This is a genomic window from Natrinema sp. H-ect1 (assembly GCF_041821105.1).
Taxonomy (GTDB): Archaea; Halobacteriota; Halobacteria; order Halobacteriales; family Natrialbaceae; genus Natrinema; species Natrinema thermotolerans.
This window is the reverse complement of record NZ_JBGUBA010000002.1, coordinates 252,679-277,542: the sequence shown is the minus strand read 5'-3', so window position 1 is coordinate 277,542 and position 24,864 is coordinate 252,679. Positions and strand designations below refer to the sequence as shown.

At 67.9% G+C, this 24,864-nt stretch carries 24 protein-coding genes and 1 pseudogene; 13 read left to right on the top strand and 12 right to left on the bottom strand.

The window, feature by feature from the left end; genetic code table 11:
• Positions 1-103: 103 nt before the first annotated feature.
• Positions 104-622 carry an Lrp/AsnC family transcriptional regulator gene (locus ACERIM_RS05570; RefSeq protein WP_006647872.1) on the bottom strand — a complete coding sequence of 173 codons (519 nt, stop codon included), beginning with the start codon at positions 620-622 and terminating at the stop codon, positions 104-106.
• 124 nt (positions 623-746) lie between these two features.
• Between ACERIM_RS05570 and ACERIM_RS05565 the strand changes: the two genes are divergently transcribed.
• Positions 747-1,985 (top strand): MBL fold metallo-hydrolase, encoded by a 1,239-nt coding sequence (locus ACERIM_RS05565; protein ID WP_373631663.1) that lies wholly within the window; start codon positions 747-749, stop codon positions 1,983-1,985.
• An 85-nt stretch (positions 1,986-2,070) separates the two neighbouring features.
• Positions 2,071-2,511: a hypothetical protein gene (locus ACERIM_RS05560; protein ID WP_373631662.1), complete on the top strand. Its 441-nt coding sequence runs from the start codon at positions 2,071-2,073 to the stop codon at positions 2,509-2,511.
• Positions 2,512-2,514: 3 nt separating this feature from the next.
• Here the strand turns inward: ACERIM_RS05560 and ACERIM_RS05555 are convergent, their stop codons facing one another.
• Together ACERIM_RS05555 and ACERIM_RS05550 are read right to left on the bottom strand one after the other, a co-directional pair.
• Positions 2,515-3,438 carry an LLM class oxidoreductase gene (locus tag ACERIM_RS05555; RefSeq protein WP_373631660.1) on the bottom strand — a complete coding sequence of 308 codons (924 nt, stop codon included), beginning with the start codon at positions 3,436-3,438 and terminating at the stop codon, positions 2,515-2,517.
• A gap of 166 nt (positions 3,439-3,604) precedes the next feature.
• The gene (locus ACERIM_RS05550; RefSeq protein ID WP_049965779.1) at positions 3,605-5,578 is read right to left on the bottom strand and encodes an aconitate hydratase; all 1,974 of its coding nucleotides are present in this window, start codon (positions 5,576-5,578) and stop codon (positions 3,605-3,607) included.
• 299 nt (positions 5,579-5,877) lie between these two features.
• Here ACERIM_RS05550 and ACERIM_RS05545 point away from each other — a divergent pair.
• From ACERIM_RS05545 to ACERIM_RS05515, 7 genes and pseudogenes are all read left to right on the top strand, one after another.
• Positions 5,878-6,363, top strand: a pseudogene (locus ACERIM_RS05545) (deoxyuridine 5'-triphosphate nucleotidohydrolase); the annotation flags it as partial.
• A gap of 42 nt (positions 6,364-6,405) precedes the next feature.
• Positions 6,406-6,960 (top strand): metal-dependent hydrolase, encoded by a 555-nt coding sequence (locus ACERIM_RS05540; protein ID WP_373631659.1) that lies wholly within the window; start codon positions 6,406-6,408, stop codon positions 6,958-6,960.
• 80 nt (positions 6,961-7,040) lie between these two features.
• A complete protein-coding gene (locus tag ACERIM_RS05535; protein WP_006647880.1) occupies positions 7,041-7,505 on the top strand; it encodes a hypothetical protein in 465 nt (154 codons plus the stop codon).
• 90 nt (positions 7,506-7,595) lie between these two features.
• Positions 7,596-8,030 (top strand): hypothetical protein, encoded by a 435-nt coding sequence (locus ACERIM_RS05530; protein WP_049905350.1) that lies wholly within the window; start codon positions 7,596-7,598, stop codon positions 8,028-8,030.
• A 69-nt stretch (positions 8,031-8,099) separates the two neighbouring features.
• Positions 8,100-10,517, top strand: coding sequence for a PAS domain S-box protein (locus ACERIM_RS05525; RefSeq protein ID WP_373631658.1), 2,418 nt, complete (start codon positions 8,100-8,102; stop codon positions 10,515-10,517).
• Positions 10,518-10,580: 63 nt separating this feature from the next.
• Entirely contained in the window at positions 10,581-11,480 is a 900-nt protein-coding gene (gnd, locus tag ACERIM_RS05520) for a phosphogluconate dehydrogenase (NAD(+)-dependent, decarboxylating) (RefSeq protein WP_373631657.1), read from the top strand.
• A 152-nt stretch (positions 11,481-11,632) separates the two neighbouring features.
• Positions 11,633-11,911 carry a HalOD1 output domain-containing protein gene (locus ACERIM_RS05515; RefSeq protein ID WP_373631656.1) on the top strand — a complete coding sequence of 93 codons (279 nt, stop codon included), beginning with the start codon at positions 11,633-11,635 and terminating at the stop codon, positions 11,909-11,911.
• 144 nt (positions 11,912-12,055) lie between these two features.
• Here ACERIM_RS05515 and ACERIM_RS05510 read toward each other — a convergent pair whose 3' ends face one another.
• Complete coding sequence (locus ACERIM_RS05510; RefSeq protein WP_373631655.1) at positions 12,056-12,427, bottom strand: hypothetical protein; 372 nt, start codon at positions 12,425-12,427, stop codon at positions 12,056-12,058.
• A gap of 126 nt (positions 12,428-12,553) precedes the next feature.
• On the bottom strand, positions 12,554-12,961 hold the full coding sequence (locus ACERIM_RS05505) for a hypothetical protein (protein WP_373631654.1): 408 nt from the start codon (positions 12,959-12,961) through the stop codon (positions 12,554-12,556).
• A 225-nt stretch (positions 12,962-13,186) separates the two neighbouring features.
• On the opposite strand from ACERIM_RS05505, the gene ACERIM_RS05500 reads away from it, so the two are divergent.
• Positions 13,187-13,450, top strand: a complete 264-nt coding sequence (locus ACERIM_RS05500; RefSeq protein WP_006647886.1) for a helix-turn-helix transcriptional regulator — start codon at positions 13,187-13,189, stop codon at positions 13,448-13,450.
• 18 nt (positions 13,451-13,468) lie between these two features.
• Here the strand turns inward: ACERIM_RS05500 and ACERIM_RS05495 are convergent, their stop codons facing one another.
• Together ACERIM_RS05495 and ACERIM_RS05490 are read right to left on the bottom strand one after the other, a co-directional pair.
• Entirely contained in the window at positions 13,469-13,870 is a 402-nt protein-coding gene (locus ACERIM_RS05495) for a hypothetical protein (RefSeq protein WP_373631653.1), read from the bottom strand.
• A 159-nt stretch (positions 13,871-14,029) separates the two neighbouring features.
• Positions 14,030-15,280, bottom strand: a complete 1,251-nt coding sequence (locus ACERIM_RS05490) for a hypothetical protein (RefSeq protein WP_373631652.1) — start codon at positions 15,278-15,280, stop codon at positions 14,030-14,032.
• Between the two features lie 162 nt (positions 15,281-15,442).
• On the opposite strand from ACERIM_RS05490, the gene ACERIM_RS05485 reads away from it, so the two are divergent.
• Complete coding sequence (locus ACERIM_RS05485; protein WP_373631651.1) at positions 15,443-15,841, top strand: DUF393 domain-containing protein; 399 nt, start codon at positions 15,443-15,445, stop codon at positions 15,839-15,841.
• A gap of 184 nt (positions 15,842-16,025) precedes the next feature.
• Here ACERIM_RS05485 and ACERIM_RS05480 read toward each other — a convergent pair whose 3' ends face one another.
• From ACERIM_RS05480 to ACERIM_RS05465, 4 genes are all read right to left on the bottom strand, one after another.
• On the bottom strand, positions 16,026-17,270 hold the full coding sequence (locus ACERIM_RS05480; protein ID WP_373631650.1) for a CynX/NimT family MFS transporter: 1,245 nt from the start codon (positions 17,268-17,270) through the stop codon (positions 16,026-16,028).
• A 74-nt stretch (positions 17,271-17,344) separates the two neighbouring features.
• On the bottom strand, positions 17,345-19,849 hold the full coding sequence (locus ACERIM_RS05475; protein ID WP_373631649.1) for a heavy metal translocating P-type ATPase: 2,505 nt from the start codon (positions 19,847-19,849) through the stop codon (positions 17,345-17,347).
• 51 nt (positions 19,850-19,900) lie between these two features.
• The gene (locus ACERIM_RS05470; RefSeq protein WP_373631648.1) at positions 19,901-21,208 is read right to left on the bottom strand and encodes a hypothetical protein; all 1,308 of its coding nucleotides are present in this window, start codon (positions 21,206-21,208) and stop codon (positions 19,901-19,903) included.
• Positions 21,209-21,323: 115 nt separating this feature from the next.
• Entirely contained in the window at positions 21,324-21,662 is a 339-nt protein-coding gene (locus ACERIM_RS05465; protein WP_373631647.1) for an Hsp20/alpha crystallin family protein, read from the bottom strand.
• Between the two features lie 380 nt (positions 21,663-22,042).
• Here ACERIM_RS05465 and ACERIM_RS05460 point away from each other — a divergent pair, with 380 nt between their 5' ends.
• Positions 22,043-22,219, top strand: a complete 177-nt coding sequence (locus tag ACERIM_RS05460) for a hypothetical protein (protein WP_373631646.1) — start codon at positions 22,043-22,045, stop codon at positions 22,217-22,219.
• 41 nt (positions 22,220-22,260) lie between these two features.
• Here the strand turns inward: ACERIM_RS05460 and ACERIM_RS05455 are convergent, their stop codons facing one another.
• Positions 22,261-23,844, bottom strand: a complete 1,584-nt coding sequence (locus ACERIM_RS05455; protein ID WP_373631644.1) for a sulfatase — start codon at positions 23,842-23,844, stop codon at positions 22,261-22,263.
• A gap of 214 nt (positions 23,845-24,058) precedes the next feature.
• Between ACERIM_RS05455 and ACERIM_RS05450 the strand changes: the two genes are divergently transcribed.
• Positions 24,059-24,853 (top strand): hypothetical protein, encoded by a 795-nt coding sequence (locus tag ACERIM_RS05450; RefSeq protein ID WP_373631642.1) that lies wholly within the window; start codon positions 24,059-24,061, stop codon positions 24,851-24,853.
• Positions 24,854-24,864: the final 11 nt, after the last annotated feature.

Here is a 24,864-nt window from a genome sequence, read left to right as displayed (position 1 = left end):
TGACACACTGATCGCACCGCCGTCGTGTGAGCAGGTGTGTATTGACTGTCAGTGGCACGATACGAATGAGCGATCGGAACGCGTCGCGGAGACACCGCCGTCGCTATTCCGTCTCGTCCGAAAGACCGTGTGCCTCGAGAAACGATGCCTGATCGTAGTCGCGAAGGGTGCCGATCCCCTCGCTGGTCTTGATCGTCGAGATGACGAACTTCGAACTCGTCCGGTTGATTTCGTCGATCGATTCGTAGTCCTCGACGAGTCGTTCGACCATATCCCGCGAGGTCAGTCGCCCGATGAGGATGAAGTCGGTGTCACCCATCGTGAAATACACCTGGTTGATCCCCTCGATATCGGCGAGTTGTTCGCCGACCCGTTCGTGATACCCCTCATCGAACTCCGCCCAGACCTCGGAGATGACGGTCAGCCCCAGGCCGACTTCGTCGAGATCGAGTTCGTACAGATCGTTCGTGATGACGCCCGCCTCTTTGAGATTCTGCAGGCGATAGTGGACCGTCGACTTCGGGATCCCCGTTTCCTCGTGGATGACTTCCGTGTTATCGGTCTCCCGATCGGCGATCGCAAAGAGAATCTTGACGTCCCGCTCGTCGAGTGTGTTGTTCATCCGTGCGTTCGTTTGACGTACCCGAGCCTATTCTCTTTCGGTGATCAGTCCGCCGGGCCGATCGCGAGTATGCAGCCGGGTGTAACCGATGGCGTCAAACGGTCCGGACCGTTACCGCTCGGTAATGGACGTACGGTTTCTCGGCGGTGCCGGCGAGATCGGTCGGAGCGCGCTCTGTATCGACGAGAGGCTCGTTCTCGATTTCGGAATGGACTCGGGGAACCCGCCGGCGTTCCCGATCGGCGACGTCGACCCCGAGGCCGTCGTCGTCAGCCACGGCCACCTCGATCACGTCGGTTCGGTACCGGCACTGCTGTCCGGCGACGCCCGCCCCGAGATCCACTGGACGCCGCCGACCTACGACCTCACGATGGTCCTCGCTCGGGACACGCTGAAGCTCCACGGCGGCAGCTACGACTGCCCGTTCACCGAGGCGGAACTCGCCCGCGTCGCCGAAGTCTCCGAGACCCATGGCTACGAGGAATCCTTTGAGGCCGCGGGCTACGAGGTCACGTTCTTCGACGCTGGCCACGTCCCCGGCAGCGCCCACGTGTTGGTCGACGACGGCGACACGCGGCTGCTCTACACCGGCGACTTCCACACCGAGGACCAGCGGCTGCTCGCCGGCACGACCGCCCGGCCCGACGCCGACGTCGTCGTCTGTGAGAGTACGTACTCGGACGTGACTCGGCCACCCCGCGAGGAGATCGAACGCGAGTTCGTCGAGAGCCTCCGGACGACGATCTGGGAGGGTGGGACCGTCGTCGTCCCGGCTTTCGGTATTGGCCGCACGCAGGAAGTGCTGTGTCTCTGCGAGGCGTACGACCTCGAGTGCTACGTCGACGGGATGGGCAAACGCGTCACCGAACTGTTCCTGCGCGAGGCGAACCGCGGCTATCTGCGCGATCCCGACCTGTTGCGCCGGGCGAAGGGCAACGCCCGGTTCGTCGACGGCCGCGACGGCCAGCGGCGGCGGATCGCCGAGCAAAACACCGTCATCGTCACCACCAGCGGGATGCTCCACGGCGGCCCCGCGATGACCTACGTCCCTGCCGTTCGCTCGCACCCGACCAACAAGATCGCCATGACCGGCTATCAGGTCGAGGGGACGCCGGGCCGGGACCTGCTCGAGACCGGGAGCGCCGAGATCGACGGCCGAATGCTGCCGGTCAGCGCGCAGGTCGAGCAGTACGACTTCTCGGCCCACGCAGACCGCGACGGCCTGCGCGACTTCCTCGCGGCCTACGAGGACACGCGCGTGCTGGTCAACCACGGCGACCGCTGTGCGGCGTTCGCCGCGGAGCTTCGTACCGATGGCTTCGACGCTGCCGCGCCGGAACTCGGCGATCGCTGCGAGTGCTGACGATGCGGCCGAGCCGCCACTCGCAGGAGCCGGTCCGGCACGTTCAACGCCGACCGTTTTGACCGCCGTCCCCGTCGGACCTAGTATGAGCGATCCCGATTCCACGGCCGGTCCCGAGACGGACGTCGACCTCGACGACCTCGAGCTGAGCGACGCCGAACAGGCGGCGCTACACGAACTCCAACTCGGGATCGAACACGTCCATCGCGCCTACGGCACCCTGCTCGAGTTCCACCACGAACTCGGGCACGCGATGGATCGAATGGGCGACGCCGAGGACCGGCTCCGCGAGGCCGGCCACGAGGAGTGGGCCGACGCCCTCCGGGACGAGCATCTCCCCGCGGGCGCGATCAGCGACGAGTGGACCTTCGAACTCGTCGAGGAGTTCTCGGGGGAGTTCCTCGAGGCGGTCGACGGGTTCGAGGACGAGGTCAGAGCGGAGTTGGCCGACGGGATCGATCACGTGACCGAGCGCCGGCAGAAGCGGCAGTTGCGCGAGCGCGCCGACGACGGTGACGGCGAGTAAGACCTACAGGTCGTCGATGATCTCGTCGGCGAACGTCGCCAGTGCGGCCTCGCGGTCGTCGTTTTGAATCCCGATAATCGCGTGATCGAGGCCGTACGTCTCGAGTCGGCGGAAATAGTCCCGGAACCACTCGACACCGGCCCGAAAGCCCAGGTGGAGCGGCTCGGGGTCAGCAGTCCGATCGTCGGCCAGTTCGACCCGGACGGCGATCGCGAAGGGCTTGTCGCCGGCGGCCGCGCGCCACTCGGCAAGATAGCTCTCGAGGGTCGATTCGGGGAGGTGATAGAACAGCCAGCCGTCGCCGTGGTCGGCGATCCACTCCTGGGACTGGCGGGCGTTGCCGGTCGGCAACAGCGGGATCGTCTCGGTCGTCGGCTTCGGGACCACATCGAGGTCGCCCTCGAGCCGGCCCCAGCGGCCCTCGAGTTCGGGGAACTCCTCGCGCCAGACCGTCCGGAGGGCGTCGACGGATTCCCGAAACAGCGCGCCACGCTCCTCGCGGTCGACGTCGAAGGCGGGGTACTCGGGGTCGCGATCGCCGGAGGCGACCCCGAGGACGAGTCGCCCGTCGGACAGCCGGTCGACCGTCGCGGCCGACTTCGCGACGTGGAGCGGATGCCGAAGCGTGAGGACGACACTCGAAGTCCCGAGCGCGATATTATCGGTCCGGGCCGCGACGTGAGAGAGCCACGGCCAGGTGTCGAACGTCTGACCGGCATCGCCGAACTTCGGCCAGTAGGTCGGCACGTCGCGAGCCCAGAGGCCGTCGAAGCCGACGGCTTCAGCGTGTCTCGCGAGTTCGACTTCGGCCTCGATGTCGGGCGTCGATCGGTTCGCTCCGGTCAGGGGAAAGCCGGCACCGAAGGTCAAGCCGTCCGGTTCGAACAGTCGTCGATACCCAGCGTTTTCGTGTCCGTCGGCGGGCATTCGGTCGTGCTATCCGGCCGAACGGTATGACGGTGGCGTTGTCCGGTATCGTTGCCGGCACCGGTTGGCAGCCCTCGGCTATGATCGGGTAACGGGAACCGACCGCCGGGAGCGTCGCCACTCGAGTCCGGTAAAAAAGACAGAATTGAGAGTCGCAAGCAGCCGATCAGTCGTCGGCGGGCGTCGCGCCGCCCTCGTCGCTCTGGGCCTGTTCTTTCGTCCAGGAGAGCTTGCCGCCGGCCGCGAGGATCGCGCGTTCGCGCTCGGAGGCGTCGAGCGTCGCGGTGTACTCCTCGCCGTTGACGCGGACGGTGAACTCCTCCTGTCCGGAGGTGACGGCGTCGTAGACGTCGTCGACGATCTCGACCTCGTCGCCCTGGTCGATGTCGGCGTAGGTATCCTCGTCGATCGTCAGCGGAACGATCCCGAAGTTAAAGAGGTTCGCGCGGTGGATGCGAGCGAAGCTCTGTGCGAGGACGGCCTCGATGCCGAGGTACATCGGACACATCGCCGCGTGTTCACGCGAGGAGCCCTGCCCGTAGTTCTCGCCGGCGACGAGGACGCCGCCGTCGGCCTCACGGGCGCGCTCGGCGAACGTGTCGTCGACACGGGAGAGGGTGAACTCGGAGAGCTTGTCGATGTTCGACCGGTACATCAGGATGTCCTGGGTCGCAGGAATGATGTGGTCGGTCGTGATGTTGTCCTCCATCTTGAGGAGGGCCTCGCCAGCGATGTCGGCGTCGAGCTGGTCCTTCAGCGGGACGTCGCCGATGTTCGGGCCCTTGACGAGTTCGTCGTCGGGGGCTTCCTCGGGCGTGATGAGGTCCGTCTTCGAGCCGTCGTACTCGTCGGGCAGCTCAATGCCGGGGGCCTCGAGACCGTCTTCCTCGTCGGCGAGGTCGCGCGGGTCGATGATTTCGCCCTTGATCGCCGCGGCGGCGGCGACCTCCGGCGAGCAGAGGAAGACGTTGTCGTCTTCGATACCCGAGCGGCCCTCGAAGTTGCGGTTGAACGTCCGCAGCGAGACCGAATCCGAGGAGGGGACGTGGCCGATGCCGATACAGGCACCACACGTCGCCTCGGAGAAGTTGACGCCGGCGGCCATCATCTCCGCGACCCAGCCCTCGCGGGCGAGCATCTCGGAGGCCTGCTTGGAGCCGGGCGCGACGATCATCTCGGTCGTGGAGTTGACCTCGCGGCCCTCGAGCATCTTCGCGGCCGGGAGGACGTCCTCGTAGCCGCCGTTGGTACAGGAGCCGACGATGACCTGTTCGACGGACTGGCCGGCGACCTCACGGACCGGCACGACCTTGTCCGGCATCGAGGGCTGTGCGATCAGCGGCTCGAGGTCGGAGAGGTCGACGACGATCTCGTCGTCGTACTCGGCGTCGTCGTCGGGCTGGAGCCGCTCGTACTCGTCGCCGCGGTTGAGACGCTCGAGGTAGTCTTCGGTCTGCTCGTCGGTCGGGAAGATCGACGAGGTTGCGCCCAGTTCGGTGCCCATATTGGTGATGGTCATCCGCTCGGGCGCGGTCAGCGACTCGACGCCGGGGCCCGTGTACTCGAGGATCTTGCCGACGCCGCCCTTGACCGTCAGGCGACGGAGCAGCTCCAAAATGACGTCTTTCGCGGTGGCCCACTCGGGGAGTTCGCCCTCGAGGCGGACGTTGACGACTTCGGGCATCTCGATGTAGTAGGGAGCGCCGCCCATGGCGACGGTGACGTCGATCCCGCCGGCGCCGATGGCGAGTTCGCCGAGGCCGCCGGGCGTGGGCGTGTGGCTGTCCGAACCCAGCAGGGTCTTGCCGGGAGCCGCGAAGTTCTCGCGGTGGACGTTGTGGCAGATGCCGTTGCCGGGTCGAGAGAAGTAAGCGCCGTATTTACCGGCCGCAGAACGCAGGAAACGGTGGTCGTCGGTGTTCTTAAAGTCGAACTGATAAGTCTGGTGGTCGCAGTACTGCGCGGCGATTTCGGTCTGGACTTCGTCCAGTCCCATCGCTTCGAACTGGAGCCAGACCATCGTTCCGGTCGTGTCCTGGGTAAGTACCTGGTCGATCTCGATCCCGATCTCCTCGCCGGTCTCGAGTTCGCCCTCGACGAGGTGGTCGTCGAGAATCTTTTCGGTGAGAGTCTGTCCCATAGCACCCAAAAGTCGGCCGTCCGTCCTGATAAATCCAGCGTGTTTCTACCGATGTAGGGCCCAATACCACCTCCCGAATCGGAACGCGATCCGTAAATATTGCCGGTCGGCTGCCCGTTCGTTGAACGCAGTTTCAGCAGGACCAGATGCTCCCGCAAGGGACACGCGACGACGGGCCGGCCGGCACGAACCGGCGGACGGGACCGTGACGGGCTGGGTCGCGGCGTGACGGATGCTACCGCACCGTCGGGTCACCGTGAACGGATACGCTTTTCTCAACGCCGCGGCGTCGAACCAACACGATGTTCCGCTCCGGTGCGTTCGTCGCCGACCACGTTTCGCCGACGACCGACGAGCAGGTCCAGCCCAACGGGGTTGACCTGACCGCCGACGTCGTCTTCGAGCAGTTGGAACCGGGCCGCATCACCCGGGACGGGAAGCAGATCGGCGACCGGATCGCCCGCCCGCTCGAGGAACTCGAGGAGGCCGATCCCGACACCTACTATCTGCCGAAGGGGGCCTACGTCGTCCGGTACGGCGAGCGGATCGCGATCCCGGAGGGCCACGTCGGCTTCGTCTACCCCCGGTCGTCGCTCATGCGAAACTCCTGTATGCTCAACACGGCCGTCTGGGACGCCGGCTACGAGGGTCGCGGCGAGGGCCTGTTGCAGGTCCACCACGACATCGAACTCGAACGCGGCGCGCGGATCGCCCAACTGGTCTTTGCCAGGGCCGATCACGAGGACGTCTACGAGGGGAGCTATCAGGGCGAACACCTCGAGTGACCGCGGCCGTTTTTGCCGTTCCCCTCGTAGCCGCTCGTACCGATGATGGCGACCACGCACGTGTTTACCGGGCTCGCGGTCGTCGCCCCCGTCGCGTACCACGTTCCCGAGTTCGGGACGGCGCTCGCGCTCGGGGCGATCCTCGGCGGACTGGCTCCCGATCTCGACCTCGCGTTCGCGCATCGGCGGACGTTTCACTTTCCGGTCGCCGGGCTCGCGACCGCCGCCCCCGCCGTCGCCGTCGCGGCCGTCGCTCCGGCGAGCGCGACGCTTGCGGTCGCCGCGTTCGCGGTCACGGCCTGGCTCCACGCCGTCAGTGACTCGATCGGCGGCGGGCCGGAGATGGACCCGTGGAACGACCGCTCCGACCGCGCGGTCTACGATCACGTGCGCGGCCGCTGGCTCCGGCCGCGGCGCTGGATCCGCTACGACGGCGCGCCGGAAGACGCCGTTCTCGGCGTCGCGCTCGCGGTTCCGGCCCTGCTCGTCTTCGAGGGATGGCTCGTCACCGCCGCCGCCGGCGGCCTCGCGGTGTCGTTGCTCTACGCGCTCTGTCGGCGACGGCTGGTCGCGTGGACGCCCGACTGGCTCGAGTGACCGCGGACACGACAGCCGTCGCGACAGTCGGGCGATCCGAAGTCGGAACGCTGATACGCCCGCTGTTCGAGCGATGCCGTATGATCGACGTTCTCGCAGCCAGAACACTCCATCTCGTCTTCGCGGCCCTCTGGGCCGGCAGCGTCTGTTTCGTCGCCGCCGTCGTCTTGCCGCTGGCACGCGACGGCGCGTTCAACACGACCCACCCGCTCGAGGTGATCTCGGGGAAGCTGACGACCGTCTCGCGCGTGAGTTCGCTCGTCCTCTTTCTCTCGGGCGGGCATCTGGCGGGGCGGCTCTACACCAGCGAGACGCTCTTTGGCTCGACGAACGGCCACCTCGTCCTTTCGATGCTCGCGCTCTGGCTGGCGCTGACTGCCCTCGTCGAGATCGGGGCGAAGCGACTCGAGACCGGTCTCACCGGCAAGAAGATCCGCGAGCCGGCCCGCGACGCCCTGCCCGTTTTCCGCGCGGCGGCGATCGCAGCCGTTGGCCTGCTGGTGGTTGCGGGGCTGCTGTCGGGCAACGTCGCTAGCTTCCTATAGCGGCGACTGACGATCGGTTTCCGGCGGAACACCTTCGCAACGAACGTTCTTGCGAAAGATACTTAGTCAGTTACTGTAAGGTACTCGCTAATGATCAGGGGTAAGGACATGGCACTATCACTGCTTGCGGTCGGGACGGCCGCCGTCGCCGGCTACGTACTCAGTTCGGACCGGTCGGCGACCGGCGCCTCGCGATCGAAAGCCGACCTCGGCGCGCGGGTCATCGGCCCGGACGAGGTCCCCGACGACGCCACGATCGTCGACGCCTCGGCGGAGCGGCTCGGGCGGATTCCCGGCGCACGACAGGCGCTCGATCGCGCGGTCCGCAACGGCGCACACGAGGAGTGGGAACATGTCACGCTCGAGCGCGACGGCGCGTGGTCGGTCGTCGACCGGATCCGCCAGTCGCTGCCGTACTACGATGCCGACGATGACGGGTACAACGGGGTCTACGTTCGGTACAACGACCGCATCGTCGTCCTCGATGCGATCGGCTGGGCGCGCCTCGAGGAACCGATCGCGTAGGTTGCTCCCTCGACCCATGGTATCTCGCCACAACATTAATGACCAACGGCACCAACCGTTGGCCAGACCGTGTCCCGAGCCGGCCAGCACGTCGTTTTCGTCGGTAATCCGACGCCGCCGTGTGACCTCGACGCCGCCTTCGACGTGGTCACGGCGGGCGACCGGGCGGCGGTCGTCGACTGCCTCGAGACGACGCGCGTCGACTGTGTGATCGTCGACGGGACCGGCAGCGATCGCGTCGAAACCGTCGCCGAAGTCCGCGACGTCGCACCGGCGGTGCCGATCATTTATACGACGGCAACGCCCGATGGGAGCGCCGCGGCCGCGGCGACGCGAGCCGGTGCGACGGAGTACGTCGTCCGGACGGGCGAACCATCCCTCATCGATCGCATCGAGGCCCTCTCGAACGGCGAGAGAGACAGCACGATCCGACCGGCCACGGTCGACGCCGCGACCGAATCGCCCGCTTCGGCCGACGTGGGAACCGACCTCACCGCTCGGACGGAAACGGTTGACGGGCAGGCCCCACCGGTCGGGCCTGCGGAGCGCGACGCGATCCTCGGTCGGCTCCACGCGATCGTGTCCGGGGACGACCCGTTCGGGGAGCGACTCGAGGACCGGTCCCGACGGCGCGAACTCGAGCGGGTTCGCACCGCCCGCGAACGCACCCTCGATCGGCTCGACGACGCCGTCATCGTCGTCGATTCGGATCGGCGATTCGTCCACGTCAACGATGCCTTCGCCGATCTCGTGGGTGCTGACCGAGAGGGTCTCGTCGGGCGTTCGGCGGCGTCGATCATCGACGAAGATGCGTACCGTGACTGGATGGCCGTAGTCGGATCACCGACCCCCGGCGAAACGGTCGAAACCGAACTCCAGCGAGTCGACGGCGGAGTCGTCCACGTCGAGGCTAACGTCACGCCGCTTTCGGCGGCCGGTTCGGACGATATCGCGTTCGTCTGCGTCGTCCGCGACGTGACCGAACGCCGCCGCCGCGCGGACGTCGTCACCGGGTTGCTCGAGACGACCCGCTCGCTGTTCGCCTGCGAATCACGTGCCGACGTCTCGGAGGTCGTCGTCGAGGCCGCCGAACGCGTTCTCGGGTTCGATCTCGCCACGGTCCGGCTTCACGACGCCGATTCCGACGATCTCGTCCTGACGGCCGTCTCGGAGGCAAGCGGCGATCAAATCCGAAGGCGAACGCGAGTCGGCCTCGGCGAGGGGCCGATGGGAGAGGCGTTTCGCCGGGGCGAACCGGTCCTCATCGAGGACCTCCGAACCAACTCGCCACACGAGTACGACCAGCTGCAGGCCGGCATGTGCGTCCCGCTCGGGGACCACGGATTGCTCAACGTCGGGTCGCCGGTCGTCGACGCGTTCGACGACCAGCACGTCCAGCTCGCGCAGTTGCTGACCGCCAGCGCGGCCGCCGCCTTAGAACGGGCCGAACGCGGCGAGGAACTGCTGCGCCACGAACGGATCCTCGAGACCGTCGAGGGGATGGTGTACGCCATCGACGGCGACGCTCGCCTGACGCTCGTGACCGACCCGCTCGCCGAACGGTTGGGCTACGCTCGCGACGAACTCGTCGGCGAGCCCGTGTCCCGCATCTTCGCCGACGAGTCCGACGACCGCGCGGTCGACCACATCGAGGACCTGCTCTCGGACGCCGACTGTGACAGCGGGGCCTTCGAAGCCACCTACACGACCGCCGACGGGGAGCGGTTCCCGGTCGAGATCGAGTGTTCGCTGTTGCCCCACGACGGCGACGACGACGAGTTCCACGGTACCGTCAGCGTCGTCAGGGACATCACCCAGCGCAAGGAACGCGAACAGTACTTGCAGGTCCTCAACCGCGTCCTCCGGCACACCCTCCGGAACGATCTCACCGTCGTCATCGGCTACGCCGAACTCCTCCGCGAACGGCTCGACGACCCGGACCTCGTCGACGCGGCCGACACGCTCAGAGAGACCGCGGCCGACCTCGCGGGTACCAGCGAGAAGACCCGTGCCATCCAGTACGCGCTCGATCGCGACGGCGACCTCGAGCCGATCGACGTCGCCGCGACCGTCACGGAGACCGTCGAGGGGCTCGACCCCGACGGCGCGACCGTCTCCGTCTCGGCGGCCGACGACCCCTCGGCCTGGGCCGATCCCGGACTGGGGCTGGTCGTCGAGAACCTCGTCGAGAACGCCATCCGACACGGGGGTCCGGAGCCGACCGTCGACGTCGCCGTGGCACGCGAGGACTGTCGGGTCCGGCTGGCGGTCGCCGACGACGGGCCCGGCATCCCGCCCGCCGAGATCGACGTCGTCACCGGCGAGACCGATATCACGCAGCTGACCCACAGCAGCGGGCTCGGCCTCTGGCTGGTCCGGTGGATGGTCGACAGCTACGGCGGCAGCGTCTCCTTCGCCGAGTCGGAGCTGGGCGGCAGCCGGGTCGAGATCGCGCTCGAGCCCGCGCCGTCGGCCGACGGGGACTGATCCCGACGCGCCCGCGGACCCGGAACCGCAACCCCTACCACACCGGCCGGCCGACCCCTATCCATGCAACTGGGCGTAATCGGACTCGGACGGATGGGACAGATCGTCGTCGACCGAACCCTCGCGGCGGGCCACGACGTGGTCGCCTTCGACCTCGACGAGGAAGCCGTCGCGACGGCCGCCGACGCGGGCGCGACCCCCGCCGACTCGATCGACGACCTCCTCGAGCGACTGGGCGCGGACAAACGCATCTGGCTGATGGTCCCCGCCGGCGAGGCCGTCGACGTCACGCTCGAGGAGCTCGCGCCCCACCTCGACGGCGACGACGTCGTCGTCGACGGCGGCAACTCCTACTTCGAGGACTCGGTGCGCCGGGCCGAGTCCTGTCCCGCGGCCTACCTCGACTGCGGCACCTCCGGCGGCCCCGCCGGCGCGGAACTGGGCTTTTCCCTGATGGTCGGCGGCCCCCAGTGGGCTTACGACGAACTCGAGCCGGTCTTCGACGCCGTCGCGACGGGCCCGGACGGCCACGGCCGGATGGGGCCCGCCGGCTCCGGCCACTACGTCAAGATGATCCACAACGGCGTCGAGTACGCCCTGATGCAGGCCTACGGCGAGGGGTTCGAACTCCTCCACGAGGGCCGGTACGACCTCGACCTCGAGTCGGTCGCGTCGGTCTGGAACAACGGCGCGGTGATCCGCTCGTGGCTGCTGGAACTCTGCGAGGAAGCCTTCCGCGAGGAGGGCAGCGATCTCGGCACCGTCGCGGACCGCGTCGAGGGCGGCTCGACCGGCACCTGGACCGTCCAGGAAGGCCTCGAGCAGGAGGTCCCGCTGCCGTTGATCTACACCGCCCTCTCCGAGCGGTTCGGCTCGCGGGCCGACGACGGCCGGTTCTCGCGACGGCTCGCCAACCGCCTGCGGTACGGCTTCGGTCGCCACGAGGTCCCCCGCCGGGAGTGACACTCGAGTCGGCGACGCCACGACCGGGGCACCGAGAGCGGGGCCGTCGCACCGCCGCACACGTATCTGGCTATCTGACTGTCGTTTCGTCCAGAACGGATGGGCTGCAATAGTGGGATATTTTCTTTACCGACGGCCCCCCAGCAAGAGTGATGCAATCGATCGAGACGACAGCCGTTTCTCTCAGTGAAGGCGAGCAGCTCAGTATGGCCGTCATCGACCTCGTCTCCCAACTCGAGGATGCCGATCCAACGGCGCTCGAGTCGCTCTACGACGCGATCGATCCCGACCTGCTGGACTCGCTGCCCGATGCCGCGGGCTTCGAGAGTCTTGCGTTCGACTATCACGGCTACTCGATCACCGTCTCTGCTGAAGCGGGTGGGATCGAGGTCGCGCTCGAGGATCCGTCCGCGCCCGAACGCGAACGGTAAGCGGACTCGGGAGGGGATTGGTCTCCTTTTCGTGGTGATAGGGTCGCTCGAGGCCGCGTCGCGCAGTGGATGGAGTCCTCGGTTCCAGACCGAGATGGCAGAGATGAGAAGTCCCGCGAGAAAGGGTTTCGCGCCCGTACTGTGCTAATCAACAAGCGCAAGAAGTGTGAATCCCGTCATCATTGTCACAAATAAAAAGAAACCCATTACTAGGGTCTGACCCAGTTCGGATGATGTAACGTAACCACTCAAAACTGTACCAATTCCCACACCGAGAATGGCTAAAAACGGTGCAGCTACGATGGGGGCCCATTTATTATCCCATGCATTCCAGTTAGTTGTGAACACCTTGGATTTCAACAACCCTCTCATTTTGGAAATAATATGGACTGAACGATAATGGATCTTTCTCCGGACAAACACAACAAGGGACTCCACAGTGCGGCTGACGATCCTGTTGAGAAGATCAGCAATATTGTGAACTGACCGATATATGACCAGCGCTGTCTTGGCCATCCGCGCCTGTGTCCCTGGATAGGCGACCAGTTCCTCTAATTAGACCAGAATCGACCTTCGAGGAGCCGAAATCGAGAATAAACCGAGCCCGTACATTCGAACCCCGAAACGAACGAAAGCCGTTACCTATCCATCACTGTCCCGCTGACGATTCTGCTCGAGCGACCCGGGTTCCGGACCTCGAAACGCCGTCGTGAGCGAGCCACTACGAGAAACCGCCAGCGCGTCGCCGTCGTGGGTAGCGGGATCGTAGGGGATCGCCATCTCCGGGCCGAACAGCAGGAGGCCGACGCGGCTGGCCTCGGCCCTGATCTCCCGAACGTGCCGGCAGGCCTCGGAGCGATCGTCGGCGTCCGCGGGCGGCGCGGTTTCTGCCCCGGATTGGATATCGGCGAGCAACGACCGCGTGAGTCGGTCGATCACCTCGAGGCGCTCGCGGACGGTGCCATCCGTCAGTTCGGCATCGGACGCGGATGGGATCGATACGTCGGGTCGGTCGGGACCTTCATGGTCCCGTGAATTGTCGTCGGACATGGCTTCCGTAGCGTGATACGGGAGCTGTCGCGGCCCGGTGTCAGGGCACCGCGCCGCTTTCTCCTGAGACAAGGTTGTCGTCTCACGATTCGTTCCCGTGTACCAACAAGTTCCATCCGTTCCCTAATAACGTTTGTTACTAATTAGTAACACTGGTGAATTCTGTGGGTAGCGTACATCTATCGTATCGATAGTCGTAAGGAGCTGTTTTGCTACCCAAAAACAATGCGACAACCCGGCGAGTGGATGCAATTACCCACCGACGAGCGCATTCTCGAGATTCTCGACTCGGGGTTGCTGCTCTCGCCGCAAGTCATCGCGAAGAATATCGACAAGTCACGCGTCCACGTGAACCGACGTCTCTCTGTCCTCGTCGAGTACGGACTCGTCACTCGAGTCGAGCGCGGCTACTACGAAATCGCTGGCCCCGGAGTGCAGTATCTCGAGGGGGAACTCGATGCCGACGATCTCGAATCCGATAGCGAGTAGGAGCCGACGATCACGTAATTAGGGAGCTGCGGGAGCGGAATCACTGCTGTCGTGCGCGAACGGACTGATGATGAGGTCGTCGTAGGGAAAGACCGGCCGCTTCGACCGGCCGTCGTCGTCGAACCGGATGATCCCCAGCGCCTCGAGGGTCGTCAGTTCCTCGTGGACGTTTTTCACGTCGCGGCCGACGACCCGGGCCGTCTCGCGGATGCTTTCGGGATCCTCGTCGCGGATCACGCGAAGCAGCGCGTACGTTCGCTCGTTGAACACGTCGCTCAACTGTCGCTCGTTCGCGAACGTTACCGTCGCCGGTCGGTCGACGGACTCGCCGCCCCGCAGCGTTCGAATCGCCTCGCGGCCCTCCTTGGAGAGTCCGTCGGCGACCCCGATCGTGACCAGGAGTACGTTTGTGGTGGGCATGATGTATCACCTGCCGTCGTCGTAGACGTGTGATCGGCCGGACGTGTCGAGATCGTTGGCCGAAACCGTCCGCTCTGTCGTTGGTTCGAGAGCCAACGCGGAAAGAGTACTGATTGGAGAGATCACCGAACGGCCGCTCGAAGCGACCAGCCGAAGCGATCACACCGGCTCCCGAAGCGCCCAGCTATCCGCGAGCGGCTCGAGCCGGTGCGGTTCCGTCCCCCGCGTCTCGAGGATCCCAGCGTGGAACAGCATCGTCTTCAGCTGGAAGACGGTCGGCGAGTGGTAGATCGACCCGTCCTCGAGGGGGCCGCGCCGCAGCTCGCCGTCGTCGGTCAGGACCCGGCCGCGGACGCCGTCGTCGCCGCGGACGAACAGTTCGACGGTGAAGGAGGGGTGGAGTTCGTGGAGATACTCGACGACGTCGACCAGCGACGGATCGGCGATCCCGTCCTCGTGCATGTGCTGGAGTTCCCGGACGAGGAGGCCCGTCGCCTCGTAGTCGAAGAGGACCCGCCGGGCGAGCCGCCCCCACGCCGGCGCGAGGTCGACGAAGCGCTTCCGCGATCGGTACCAGTCCGCGAACTCCGAAAGCGCCGCCTCGACGGAGCCGCTATGGCTCTTCGCGAACCGGACGACTTCCTCGCCCAGCGGCGTCAGGGAATCGCCCTCGAGACCCGGCCGGTCCTCGATCAGGCCCAGGAACGCGGCTCCGCGGCGCGCGTCGTCGACGGCCCCGACAATGTCGTATTCCGACAGCAGCGTCGCCGTCTCGCCGGCCGCGTAGTGAGCCAGCGGATACCCCAGGTAGTTCTTGGGATGGTTCAGCCCGAAGGAGGCGTTGGCGACCCCCTGGACGCTCGCCTGGAACCGCAGCGCCGTCGCCTCGGTCGTCGTCCGGTTGCCGACGACGCGGGGCACCTCGAGGGGCTCGACCGAGCCCGCGCTGTCGACGCCGAGGATCCCGACGTTCAGTTCGGTCGCGAGCGTGCGGTCGGTCTCGGCGATCGCGTCGATCGGCGCGGCGAGATACGCCGCGTTCGCCTCGCCGAGGCGGTCGTAGGCCTGGACGATCCCGCGCTCGGTGTCGACGCCGCCGCTGGTTTCGCCTTTCGCCTCGATCGCGATCAGGGGCGGCTCGTCGCCGACCCGCTCGACCGCTAGCAGCTCAGGCTCGAGGGCACGCACCCCCACGAGATCGGGGTAGCCGCTGCCGAGTCGGACGTGGTTGAACGGGGCCAACCGCTCGCGGATCGCGGGCGCGACCGGGCGGCCGGGAAGCCACTCCTCGCTGGCGAACTGGGTGTCGGCGACTGCGTAGGCGGCCGACTCGTCGTCGGCGGGAAAGAGTCGCCGTTTGGCGTGGGCCAGTACCTGCGGTTCCGAGAGCGGCCGGGCCGCACTGCTCATGGCTCAGGATTGCCCAGCGGTTTCAAGAAGGTTCCGGCGGGGAACCGAGCGCGGGTCGGTGCGGACGGCGAACGTCCGGCTCGAGCGAACTCGAGCCCGTTGGATCGATCGTCACCCCACCTCGAGAACAAGCGTTAGTAGCGTCGGGCCCCCAGATGGGGTATGAGCGAGGCCACGCTCGTCTACGACGACGACTGCGGGTTCTGTACGTGGTGGGCCGACTTCTTCGACGACCGGACGGACCTCCGGATCGTCGGCTTCAGTGATCTCTCAGAGGACCTGCTGGCTCGGCTGCCCGAGGACTACGAGGAGTGTTCGCACATGGTCACCGACGAGGGGGTCTACTCCTGTGGGGCCTCGATCGAGGAGGCGTTCAGGCGGACGGACGTCGTCGAGCCCGCCGGCGACGCCGTCGGGTTCCTCCGGCAGTTCGAGGACTACGAACGGTTTCGGGAGCGCGCCTACCGGTGGGTCGCCGACAACCGCGGCCGGTTGGGGACGTACCTCTCGAAGACCCCACCGGCACGACGGAAGTCGGACGACGGCTATAGTAGCCACTGAAAGTCATTGCACACCTGATCGAACGACGGCGTTGCGATCAGTGTGTGAATCGTTTCAGCGGCTACTATAGCTCGAGTCACGCCGGCCGGGGCTCGTGATCCCGTACGGCCTCGAGCGGACCCGACGGTGACCGAGACGATGATCGATCCCGGGCCGGTCGCCGGTGCCGGCGCGTTCGCGGCTGTCAGGCGTCCCCGTACCGAAACCGCAACACGCTGCCGGCGACCGCCACGACGAGCCCCGCCGCGGCCAACAGTCCCAACCCCGGCGCGTACGAGCCGGTACGGTCGTACAGCGTCCCGACGAGTACCGGCCCGAGGAAGCCGCCGATCTCGCCGACGGCGAAGATGAAGCCGACCGCGGTGCCGGTCAGGCGCGCGCCGATCCCCTCGAGTTCCGGCGGGATCGCCCGGATAAGCGGCGAGAGTCCGCCGAAGCCGAAGCCGAAGCCGGTGACGAGGACGCTCCCGAGCAGGGCGAGTCCGAGCCCGCTCGAGAGGATACCCGAGAGGCCGACCGCGGCGATCAGTCCGCAGACGATCAGGGCGGTGCGGCGGACCCCCAGCCGGTCGGCGACCGCCGGGACGGTCAATACCCCGACGACGTTCGCGGCCACCAGCAGGCTCGTCGTCCGGCCGGCCCGATCGGCCGAGTAACCCCGAGCCTCGAGCAGCGTCGGGAGCCAGCTCTGGGTCCCGTGGGCGATCAGCAGGTACATCGTCCCGACGACGACCACCAGCTGCAGTTCGCGGTGGGTCAGCACGAGTTTCAGGTCGCGAGCGATCGCCGCAGGCGAGAGCGAGGAGTCCGCGTCGTCGGCGTCGTTGGCCGCTCGATTGCGGGCGTCGATCCCCAGTCGGTGCGCGACGCCGAGCCACAGCAGGCCGTACGCGATCGCGACGACGCCACTCCAGAGAAAGAGGGGCCGCCAGCCCCCGAGCAGCGGGCCGAGAACGGGCCGGCCGACGGCGAAGACGCTCGCAGTCCCCGTCGACGCGCCGACCAGATAGATCGAGGACGGGAGGCCGGTCTCGTCGGGCGGGAACAGCACCGAGACGAGCTTCGGGAGCCCGAAGGTGATCGCGGTCGCGCCGACGCCGATCAGGAGGGTCGCGGCGAGCAGGGAGGGAAAGCCGGCCGCGAAGCTGCGAGCGACCTGTGCGATGCCGTAGATCAACACGCCCGCGGCGAGGCTCCGGCCCGGCCCGATCCGGTCGACGACGACGCCCGAAAACAGCGCGATCGGGATGTAGGTAAGCGGCACCGCCCCGGCGACGACGCCGGCCTGGGTCCCCGAGAGCCCGAGATCGTCGATGATCGTCGAGAGATAGGCCGGCAGCGAGAACCAGACGAACATCAGGCAGGTGTAGCCCAGCGTCCCGACGACGACGGCCGCGTACGCGCGGCGACGGTCCATCCGTCCAGTCATCCGGCCGTGGATCGGTCACGGCGATCCCTGTAGTTTGTCCTCCCGGTATGTCTCCCCGGCATCGACTCCCCGGGTCAGTCCGCGAGCAACGACCGCTCGGCGTTGCCGACGATCAGCAGCGTGCCGATCACGACGGCGACGGTCGTCACCAGCGGGTTCACGAGCCCGAGGACTGCCGGCGGGATCGCGAGGGCGTTATAGACGAACGCGAGCCCGAGGTTCTGTCTGATCCGGCCGCGGGCTGCCCGAGCCAGCGCGAAGGCCCGTTCGACCGCGGCGAGGTCGTCGTCCGCGATGGCGACGTCGGCCGCGTCGGCGGCCAGCGCCGTCCCGCTGCCCAGCGAGATCCCCAGATCGGCCGCGGCCAGCGCGGGCGCGTCGTTGGTGCCGTCACCGACCATCGCCACGCGGCCGTCGGCCCGGAGCCGCTCGATCGCCGCCGTCTTCCCGTCGGGCGAGACGCCGGCGAAGACGTGATCGACGCCCGGATGCGCCGCGAAGGCGTCGGCGGCTGTCCCGTCGTCGCCGGTCAGGACCACGACCTCGACGCCGGACTCGGAGAGCGCCGTCACCGTCTCTTCCCACCCCTCACGCGGTTCGTCGCCGACGATCACGAGCCCCTCCGCATCGCCGTCCCGGCCGACGACGACCGGGAGCCGTCCCGCTTCCCGAGCCCGCTCGAGGCGCGTCTCGAGCCCGTCCTCAAGCGTCCAGCCCCGCTCCCGGAACAGGTCCGGGTGGCCGACCACTACCCGTCGTCCGTCGACGATACCCTCAACCCCGGTCGCGTGGGTGTGGAACTCCCGGACTTCGAGGTCGCTCGCGGCGGCCGAGCCCCCGTCGGCCCGGGCCGCGCCGTCGGCCTCGCCAGTTGTCTCGCTCCCGTCGCCGAACGCCGCCGCGATCGCCGCCGCGGCCGGGTGAGCCGCCCGCTGCTCGAGGGCGGCGGCGGCCGCCAGCAGGTCATCGGGGGCGTCGGCTTCGCGGACGGACATCTCGCCGGTCGTCAGCGTCCCGGTCTTGTCGAAGACGACGACGTCGATCGCGCGCAGGCGCTCGAAGACCGTCTCGTCGAAGACGACGATGCCCCGCTCGAGGGCCGCTTCCAGGCTCGTCGCGACGGAGTAGGGAGTCGCAAACCCGAGCGCCCACGGGCAGGCGACCATAAGCGTCATGAGCGCCGCGAGCGCGGTCGCGGTCGTGCCGGCACCGGTGAGAGCGGCCCCGACGCCGACGAGGGCGGCGACCGCGAGGACGGCGGGGACGAGTCGGGCGGCGAGTTCGTCGGCTCGGCGCGTGACGCCGTGGTCGGCGCTCTGGACGTTCCAGACGACCCGGGTGAGCCGCTCGATGCTGCTGGTGGTCCGCTCGCCGACGTCGACGACCGCCGCGTCGGTCGTGACGACCGAGCCGCCGACCACCTCGTCGCCGGCTTCCTTCGGGACCGGGAGCGACTCGCCGGTGACGACGGCCTCGTCGACGGTACACTCGCCTTCGGCCAGCCGGCCGTCGACCGGGATCCGCTCGCCCTCGCGGACGAGCAGGCGGTCGCCGGACTCGAGGTCGGCGACGGGGATCTCGGTCGTGGAGCCGTCTTCGGCGTACAGCCGAGCAGTGTCGACCTGCGAGACGGTGAGGTCGGTCAGCCGGTCGGTCGCACGGCGCTTGACGGTCGACTCGTAGTAGGTCGCGCCCATCACGAGCGAAGCGACGACGATGGTCAGATCGAAGTAGACGTCGGTCCGGCCGAGCGCGGCGGTGATCGAAGCGTACGTGTACGCGCCCAGAATCGTCAGCGCCGCGAGCAGGTCCGTCGTCGGCCGCCGGAGCTTCAGGCTGACGTACGCGCCCCGGAGGACGGGGCCGCCGGTCAGGTAGACGATCGCGCCGGTCAGGACGACGAACAGCGGGAGATAGAGGGAGCCGCTAAAGCCGGTGAACGACCCCTCGAAGTGGGCGATCGCGCCCCAGTCGGTAAACGCGGTCAGGTACATCGGATAGAAGACCGCCACGAACGGCAACAGCAGGAAGGAGCCGAAGACGACGCCGACGACGTACCGCATCTCGAGCATGTCGTCGGCGCGGCGCTTCCGGAGCCCGTCCATCTCCCGGGAGCGGCGGGTGCCACCGGTATCCTCGTCAGCGCTTGCGTCCTCGCGCCGGTACGCGGTGTAGCCAAGCGTACTCAGCGCATCCTCGAGGGCGTCCGCGCCGATCCGATCAGGGTCGTGATCGACCCGGACCGTCTCGGTGACGTAGCTCGCCTCGGCGTCGCGAACACCGTCGCGGCCCTCGGCGACGGACTCGAGGTAGGCCTCGCAACTGGCCGAGTGCATGCCGTCGACCCGAAAGAAGGTCCGGACGGTCCCGTCGGTCTCCGCCGTCGCGTCCGGGCTCGCGTCGGCCGGCTGGTCCGTCGAACGGGGGCCGGCGTCGTCGCCGGTTCCGTACTCGGCGGCGATATCGCGACAGCCGCTCGAGCAGAAGCCGTCGGCGGCCCGCTCACTGGCCCCCGAGAGCGGCGTGCCGCAGAGCCGACAGCGGTCGGTTCCGTCGCCAGTCGCGTCTCGATCGCTCACGCTAGGCGCTGTGAGTTCGACGGCAATAACAGTGGCCGATCCGACCGTCGCTCATCGCCGCTCGACGATGGTCCCCTCGTCGCCGACCGCGACCGCCCGCCGGCCGTCTGGCGCGACCGCGACGCCGATCAGCGACTCGAGCGGCCCCGCGTCGATCGCGTCCCAGTCCGTCCCGCTGCGCTCGTGGATCACGCCGTCGGCGTCGCAGGCGATGGTCTCCCCCTCTCGACGGGCCAGCCCGCAGATCGCCGCCTCGCCGACTCGCTCGGGCGTCCACGTCGACCCGCCGTAGCGGTGGACGACGCCGTCGTCCGCGCTCACCAGACAGTCGCCGCGGCCGAGCGTCGCCACGGCCTCGAGCGTGCCGCCGGCGCCGACGGGGCCGACGCGGTCGAACGACGCCCCGCCATCGGTCGTCTCGAAGACCGCGTCGTTCGTGTCACAGCAGTAGCCGACCGACGCATCCGCCAGCGCCACCCCGCTCAGGCTCGAGCCGCTGCCGGGGGTGACGGGCTTGTCCCACCCGATCTCGCCGTCGCGGTAGCGCCCGCGACAGACGGCTCCGGAGCCGTCGATCAGCAGAACCGTCTCGTCGCCGCTCCGGCCGGCGACGGCGACCCCCAGCCAGTTGTTCGTGATCTCGAGCGGGGCCGTGTAATCGGTGTGCAGTCCCGTCTCGGGCTCGAGCCGGCCCACCGCGCCGCTGTCGCCGGCGACCCAGACTGCCGCGCCGTCGGCCGTCGCGTCGACCCCCTGTAACTCCTCGCCCTGCGCGGCGGGCCCGTCCGCGAGCGCGACCGACCACTCGGTGTCGCCGCCGGAGGCCGAGAGGACGACCCCGTCCTCGCCGACGGCGTGGGCCGCGCCGCCGTCGGTCACGCAGACGTCCCGCAGCGTCGCCTCGGTGGGAACGTCGACGGGCCGCCACTCGCGGGCGTGGGGCCGCTCGGTCTCGCTGGCGGCGTCGGTCCCGGATGCTCCATCGCCGGTATCGACGTCGGGACGGTCGTCGTCCGAGCCGAGAGCGACGCCGTCGTGTCCGTCGCCGTCCGCGGATTCGGCCGCCACATCCGGGCGCTCGAGCGCCGCGTCACCGGTCGCCGCGCGGTCTCGAGCGGCCGTCGCGTCGCCCGCCCGCTCGGGTGGATCGTCCCGGCCCGCCGCCGGTCGCCACAGGTACAACACGATCGGCGGGACGACATAGGACGCCAGCGCGAGGGCGATGAACGCGCGGTGATAGACCGACAGCGTCCCGAACGCCGTCAGTCCGGCCGCCGCGACCGCGTGGATCCAGGTCTTCGTGTACTCGCGAAAGAACGGGAGGAAGCCGTCGCTCGAGCGTGCGTCCTGGGTCACCATTGGTCCCGTGACTGTCGTCTCTCCTACCGGGCAAGGGCGCAAAAACGTGCTGCAGGCAGTCCGCTCGGTTCCGATCGACCGGAAATGAGAGCCCGTCGGGGTGGTCGATCGAGACTCACGATTCCGTCTCGAGCGAGACGGTGAGGACGCCGTTGTTGTAGAACGCGTGTCGGTCGTCCCCGAACTCGAGGCCGGGAGGAAGCGGCGTGACGGTGCGTTCGACGATGCGGTCATCACTCGCAGTCTGCTCGTCGCCGTGTTGGTCGCCGATCCCGACGCTGTCGCCGCGATCGACCGCGATCCGGAGGCGACGCGAGCCGACCTCGACGGTCACGTCGTCCATCGCTGCGGGGGCGACGTCGACGGCGGCGCGAAGGCGATCAGACGTGCCGTCGTAGACGACCTGCGTCGGAAACGGGAACGGCGTCGTTTCGGCGGGGCCGCTGGTGGACATGGCCCCACGTTCCGACGGCGGCGGGAAACCGCCCCGCGTGTACAGTTGCGCGCTTGATACCGTGTGTACCACGGCCTGTGGAACAACGTGCGGTGGCGCGCGCTGTCGGTCGTCCGAACGGGAGTGAGGACGGCCGATAACGCTGCGCGAGGGATGAGCGAGCGCAGTGAGCGTTAGCGCGGGACCGGAGGTCCCGCGAACCATGCGAACGGGTGCTGCGCACCCGTGAGCAGAAATCGGCTGGGGAGGGCGTGGCTCCGCCGTGTTGCCACGATAGCAGAGCGCTCGTCTCACAGCCGGTTACTCGGTCTACAGCAACCCGGAGCAAACGGACGACACATCACACCTACAGTTATCAGATCCGAATAGAGAAATGAAATATGGATCGTGGCATCCGTCGCCGCCTCGACGTCCTCATCGCCCTCAACGCGAGCCTTCTGGGAATCGTGCTGACGATCGTGTTCTTCAGCGAACGGATCACTATCTTCGTTCTCGTCCTCTCGGTGTTCGTCGCCGTCGGGATCGGACTGGCGTCACTGTGGTACGCGGAAGGGTGAGCCAGTTCAGTTACCCGCTCGTCTCGCGATGACGTCGCTCGTTACAGATAGCCCAGATCCGCGAGCCGGTCTTTGGTCCCCTCGCGCATCTCGACCTCGCCCGACTCTCCGGCCGCCTCGAGTGGGTCGAACCGCGCCTCGAGTCGCCGCCGAAGGTCCCGGGCCCGCTCGGGTTCCTCGCCGGTGATATCCGTCCCCTCGAGCGGATCCGACCGGACGTGATGGAGCCGTTCGAAGCCGTCGTCGCCGCGGACGTACTTGTAGTCGGCCGTCCGGACCGCCCGCAGCCGCCGGTCGAACGCGCGGACGCGGTCGGGGATCGCGCCGAAGCGGGACTCGAGGCGCTCGATCGAGGGCTGAGGGGCGACGTACTCGGCGAAGACGGCCTCGCGGGGGTTGTCGTCCGAGTCGGGATGCAGCGACCGGCTCGACCACCCCTCGCGGAGCGCGGGGTCGTCGACGCCGGCCGTCTCGAGCAGGGTAGCGGGGAGATCGAGCAGGCTCACGAGGTCGTGGCGGGCGTCGCCGCCGGTGAACGGGCCGCCGTGGGCGACGAGGGGGACGTTCAGCAGGGTGTCATAGAGGTTGTACTGGTGGCCGAAGAAGCCGTGTTCGCCGACGTGTTCGCCGTGGTCGCCACAGACGACGAACAGGGTGTCCTCCCACTCGCCGGCGTCGGAGAGTGCAGTCCGGAGTCGGCCGACCTGATGGTCGACGTAGGCGAGTTCCGCGCGGTAGAGGCCCCACAGCATGGCGAACTCCCGGTCGGAGATCTCGTAGTCCTCGCAGTCGTAGGCGCGGGGATCCTGCCTGATCGCCGTCGCTTCCTCGTAGCCGGCCCCATCGGGGAGGAACCGCTCGGCGTACTCGCGGGGCGGGTCGTACTCGACGTGGGGTTCGATGAAGTTACAGAACAGGAAGAAAGGACGGTCGTCGCGTCGGCTCTCGAGCCAGTCGGCGGTCCAGTCGACCGCGCGGGCGGAGCCGTCGTCGCCGGCCGGTTGGAGCAGTTCGCTGTAGAGGATGTTGGCGGCGTTGACGACGGGGTTGCCGTCGAAGAGTCGCTCACGGGTCGCGTCGAGTTTCTCCCGGAAGTCCTCGCCGCGGACGACTGCGCCCATGTCGGCGTCTGCCTGAATGTACTGCCACCCCTTGCGCAATCGGTCGAAGCCGCGGTCGAAGCCGAACTCCTCGGTGATCCAGGTGTTGTTCGAGACGCCGACCGTCTCGTACCCCGCGTCGGCGAAGGCTTCCGGTAGCGTCCGCAGATCGCCCTCGAGATAAGTGTGGCCGCCGTGGGTCCCGTGTTCGGAGGGATAGGTGCCGGTAAACAGCGACGCGTGGGAGGGCAGCGTCCACGGCGCGGTCGCGAAGGCGTTCTCGAAGGCGACACCCTCGGCGGCGAGTCGCGCCACCGCGGGCGTCGGGCGCGCGCCCCCGCCGTCGTCGCCCGCCGCCCGGTCACCCGGAAGCGATTTCGAGCCGACGTGATCGGGGTCCGCTACGTGCCCTTCGGAAAACCCCTGCAGTCCGACGCTTTTCGATCGCGCCGTATCGAGAACCACGAGAACCACGTTCCGCACAGTACGATGTGACTCGTCGTCACGTCCGTTCGAGTCCGACATGGATGGGGGTATCTCCACGCGGTGGAGGGAAGGTCACCAGCCCGGAGTATGCAGGGCCGTAATCAGTTCTATCGCCCGATTTGTCGTCGGAAGCGCTCCAGAACCGCAATATCCGATATCGCTCGAGGCGGGCGATGACCGGGACCGTCCCGGCCGGGTAGTCAGTTGCCGGTCGAATCTTCATCCGGCCGGACGGCGTACCAGCGATGAACGGATGACTGCACCCCACGACGACGCGACGACCGACGAATCGATCGATGACCGACCCGGGATCGAGGATCTCACGGACCGCAAGGAACTGGTCGACCCGGAGAGCGGACTCACAGCGGCATCCGACGCGCTCGGGGGCGGGACCCTGTCGGTTCTCGGCGGCGGCCTCCTGCTCGCGGCCGCGGTCCGCTCGCTGGCCGCGAACCGCCGGCGGGCGATCCCGCTTGCCGTCGCCGGGGGCGCGCTCGCCGGGTACGGGCTTCGCAGACGCCGCTCGAGCGCCGAGAGCGGTGGCGTGCCGGATATCGAGGGCGGCACCGACGGGAAAGACGTCTCGGACGCGGCCAGTGCGGCCGCCGAGCGGGTCGACTCCGGCCGTGAGTCCGAGATCGAGGGCGACGGCGAGATCACGGCCGACCGGGGGATCGACGACCCCGCGGACTCGGGCTCGCGGATCGAGTTCACCGACGAGCCGGACGAGGACCCCTCGCAGTCCCGGCCAGATCTCGGAGCCGACGAGGGAGAGCCCCGACGCGAGACCGGAACGGACGAGGTGGAAGTAGACGTCTCCGACACCGCGATGGCCGACGAGACAAGCGAGGCGACCGGGCCGGACCCGACTCAGGCCCAGCCGACCCAGACGGCGGAGACGGAACCGGAGGCCAGCCCCGCTGAGGACGCCTCCGAGATGAAAGTCGAGCCGCCCGATGACGACGAATCCGAGTCGGAGACGGACGACGAGGCGGCGACGGACAACGCGGAGGCGACGGACGACGAGGCGGACGAAGACGAGAAATAAACACGGCCCTC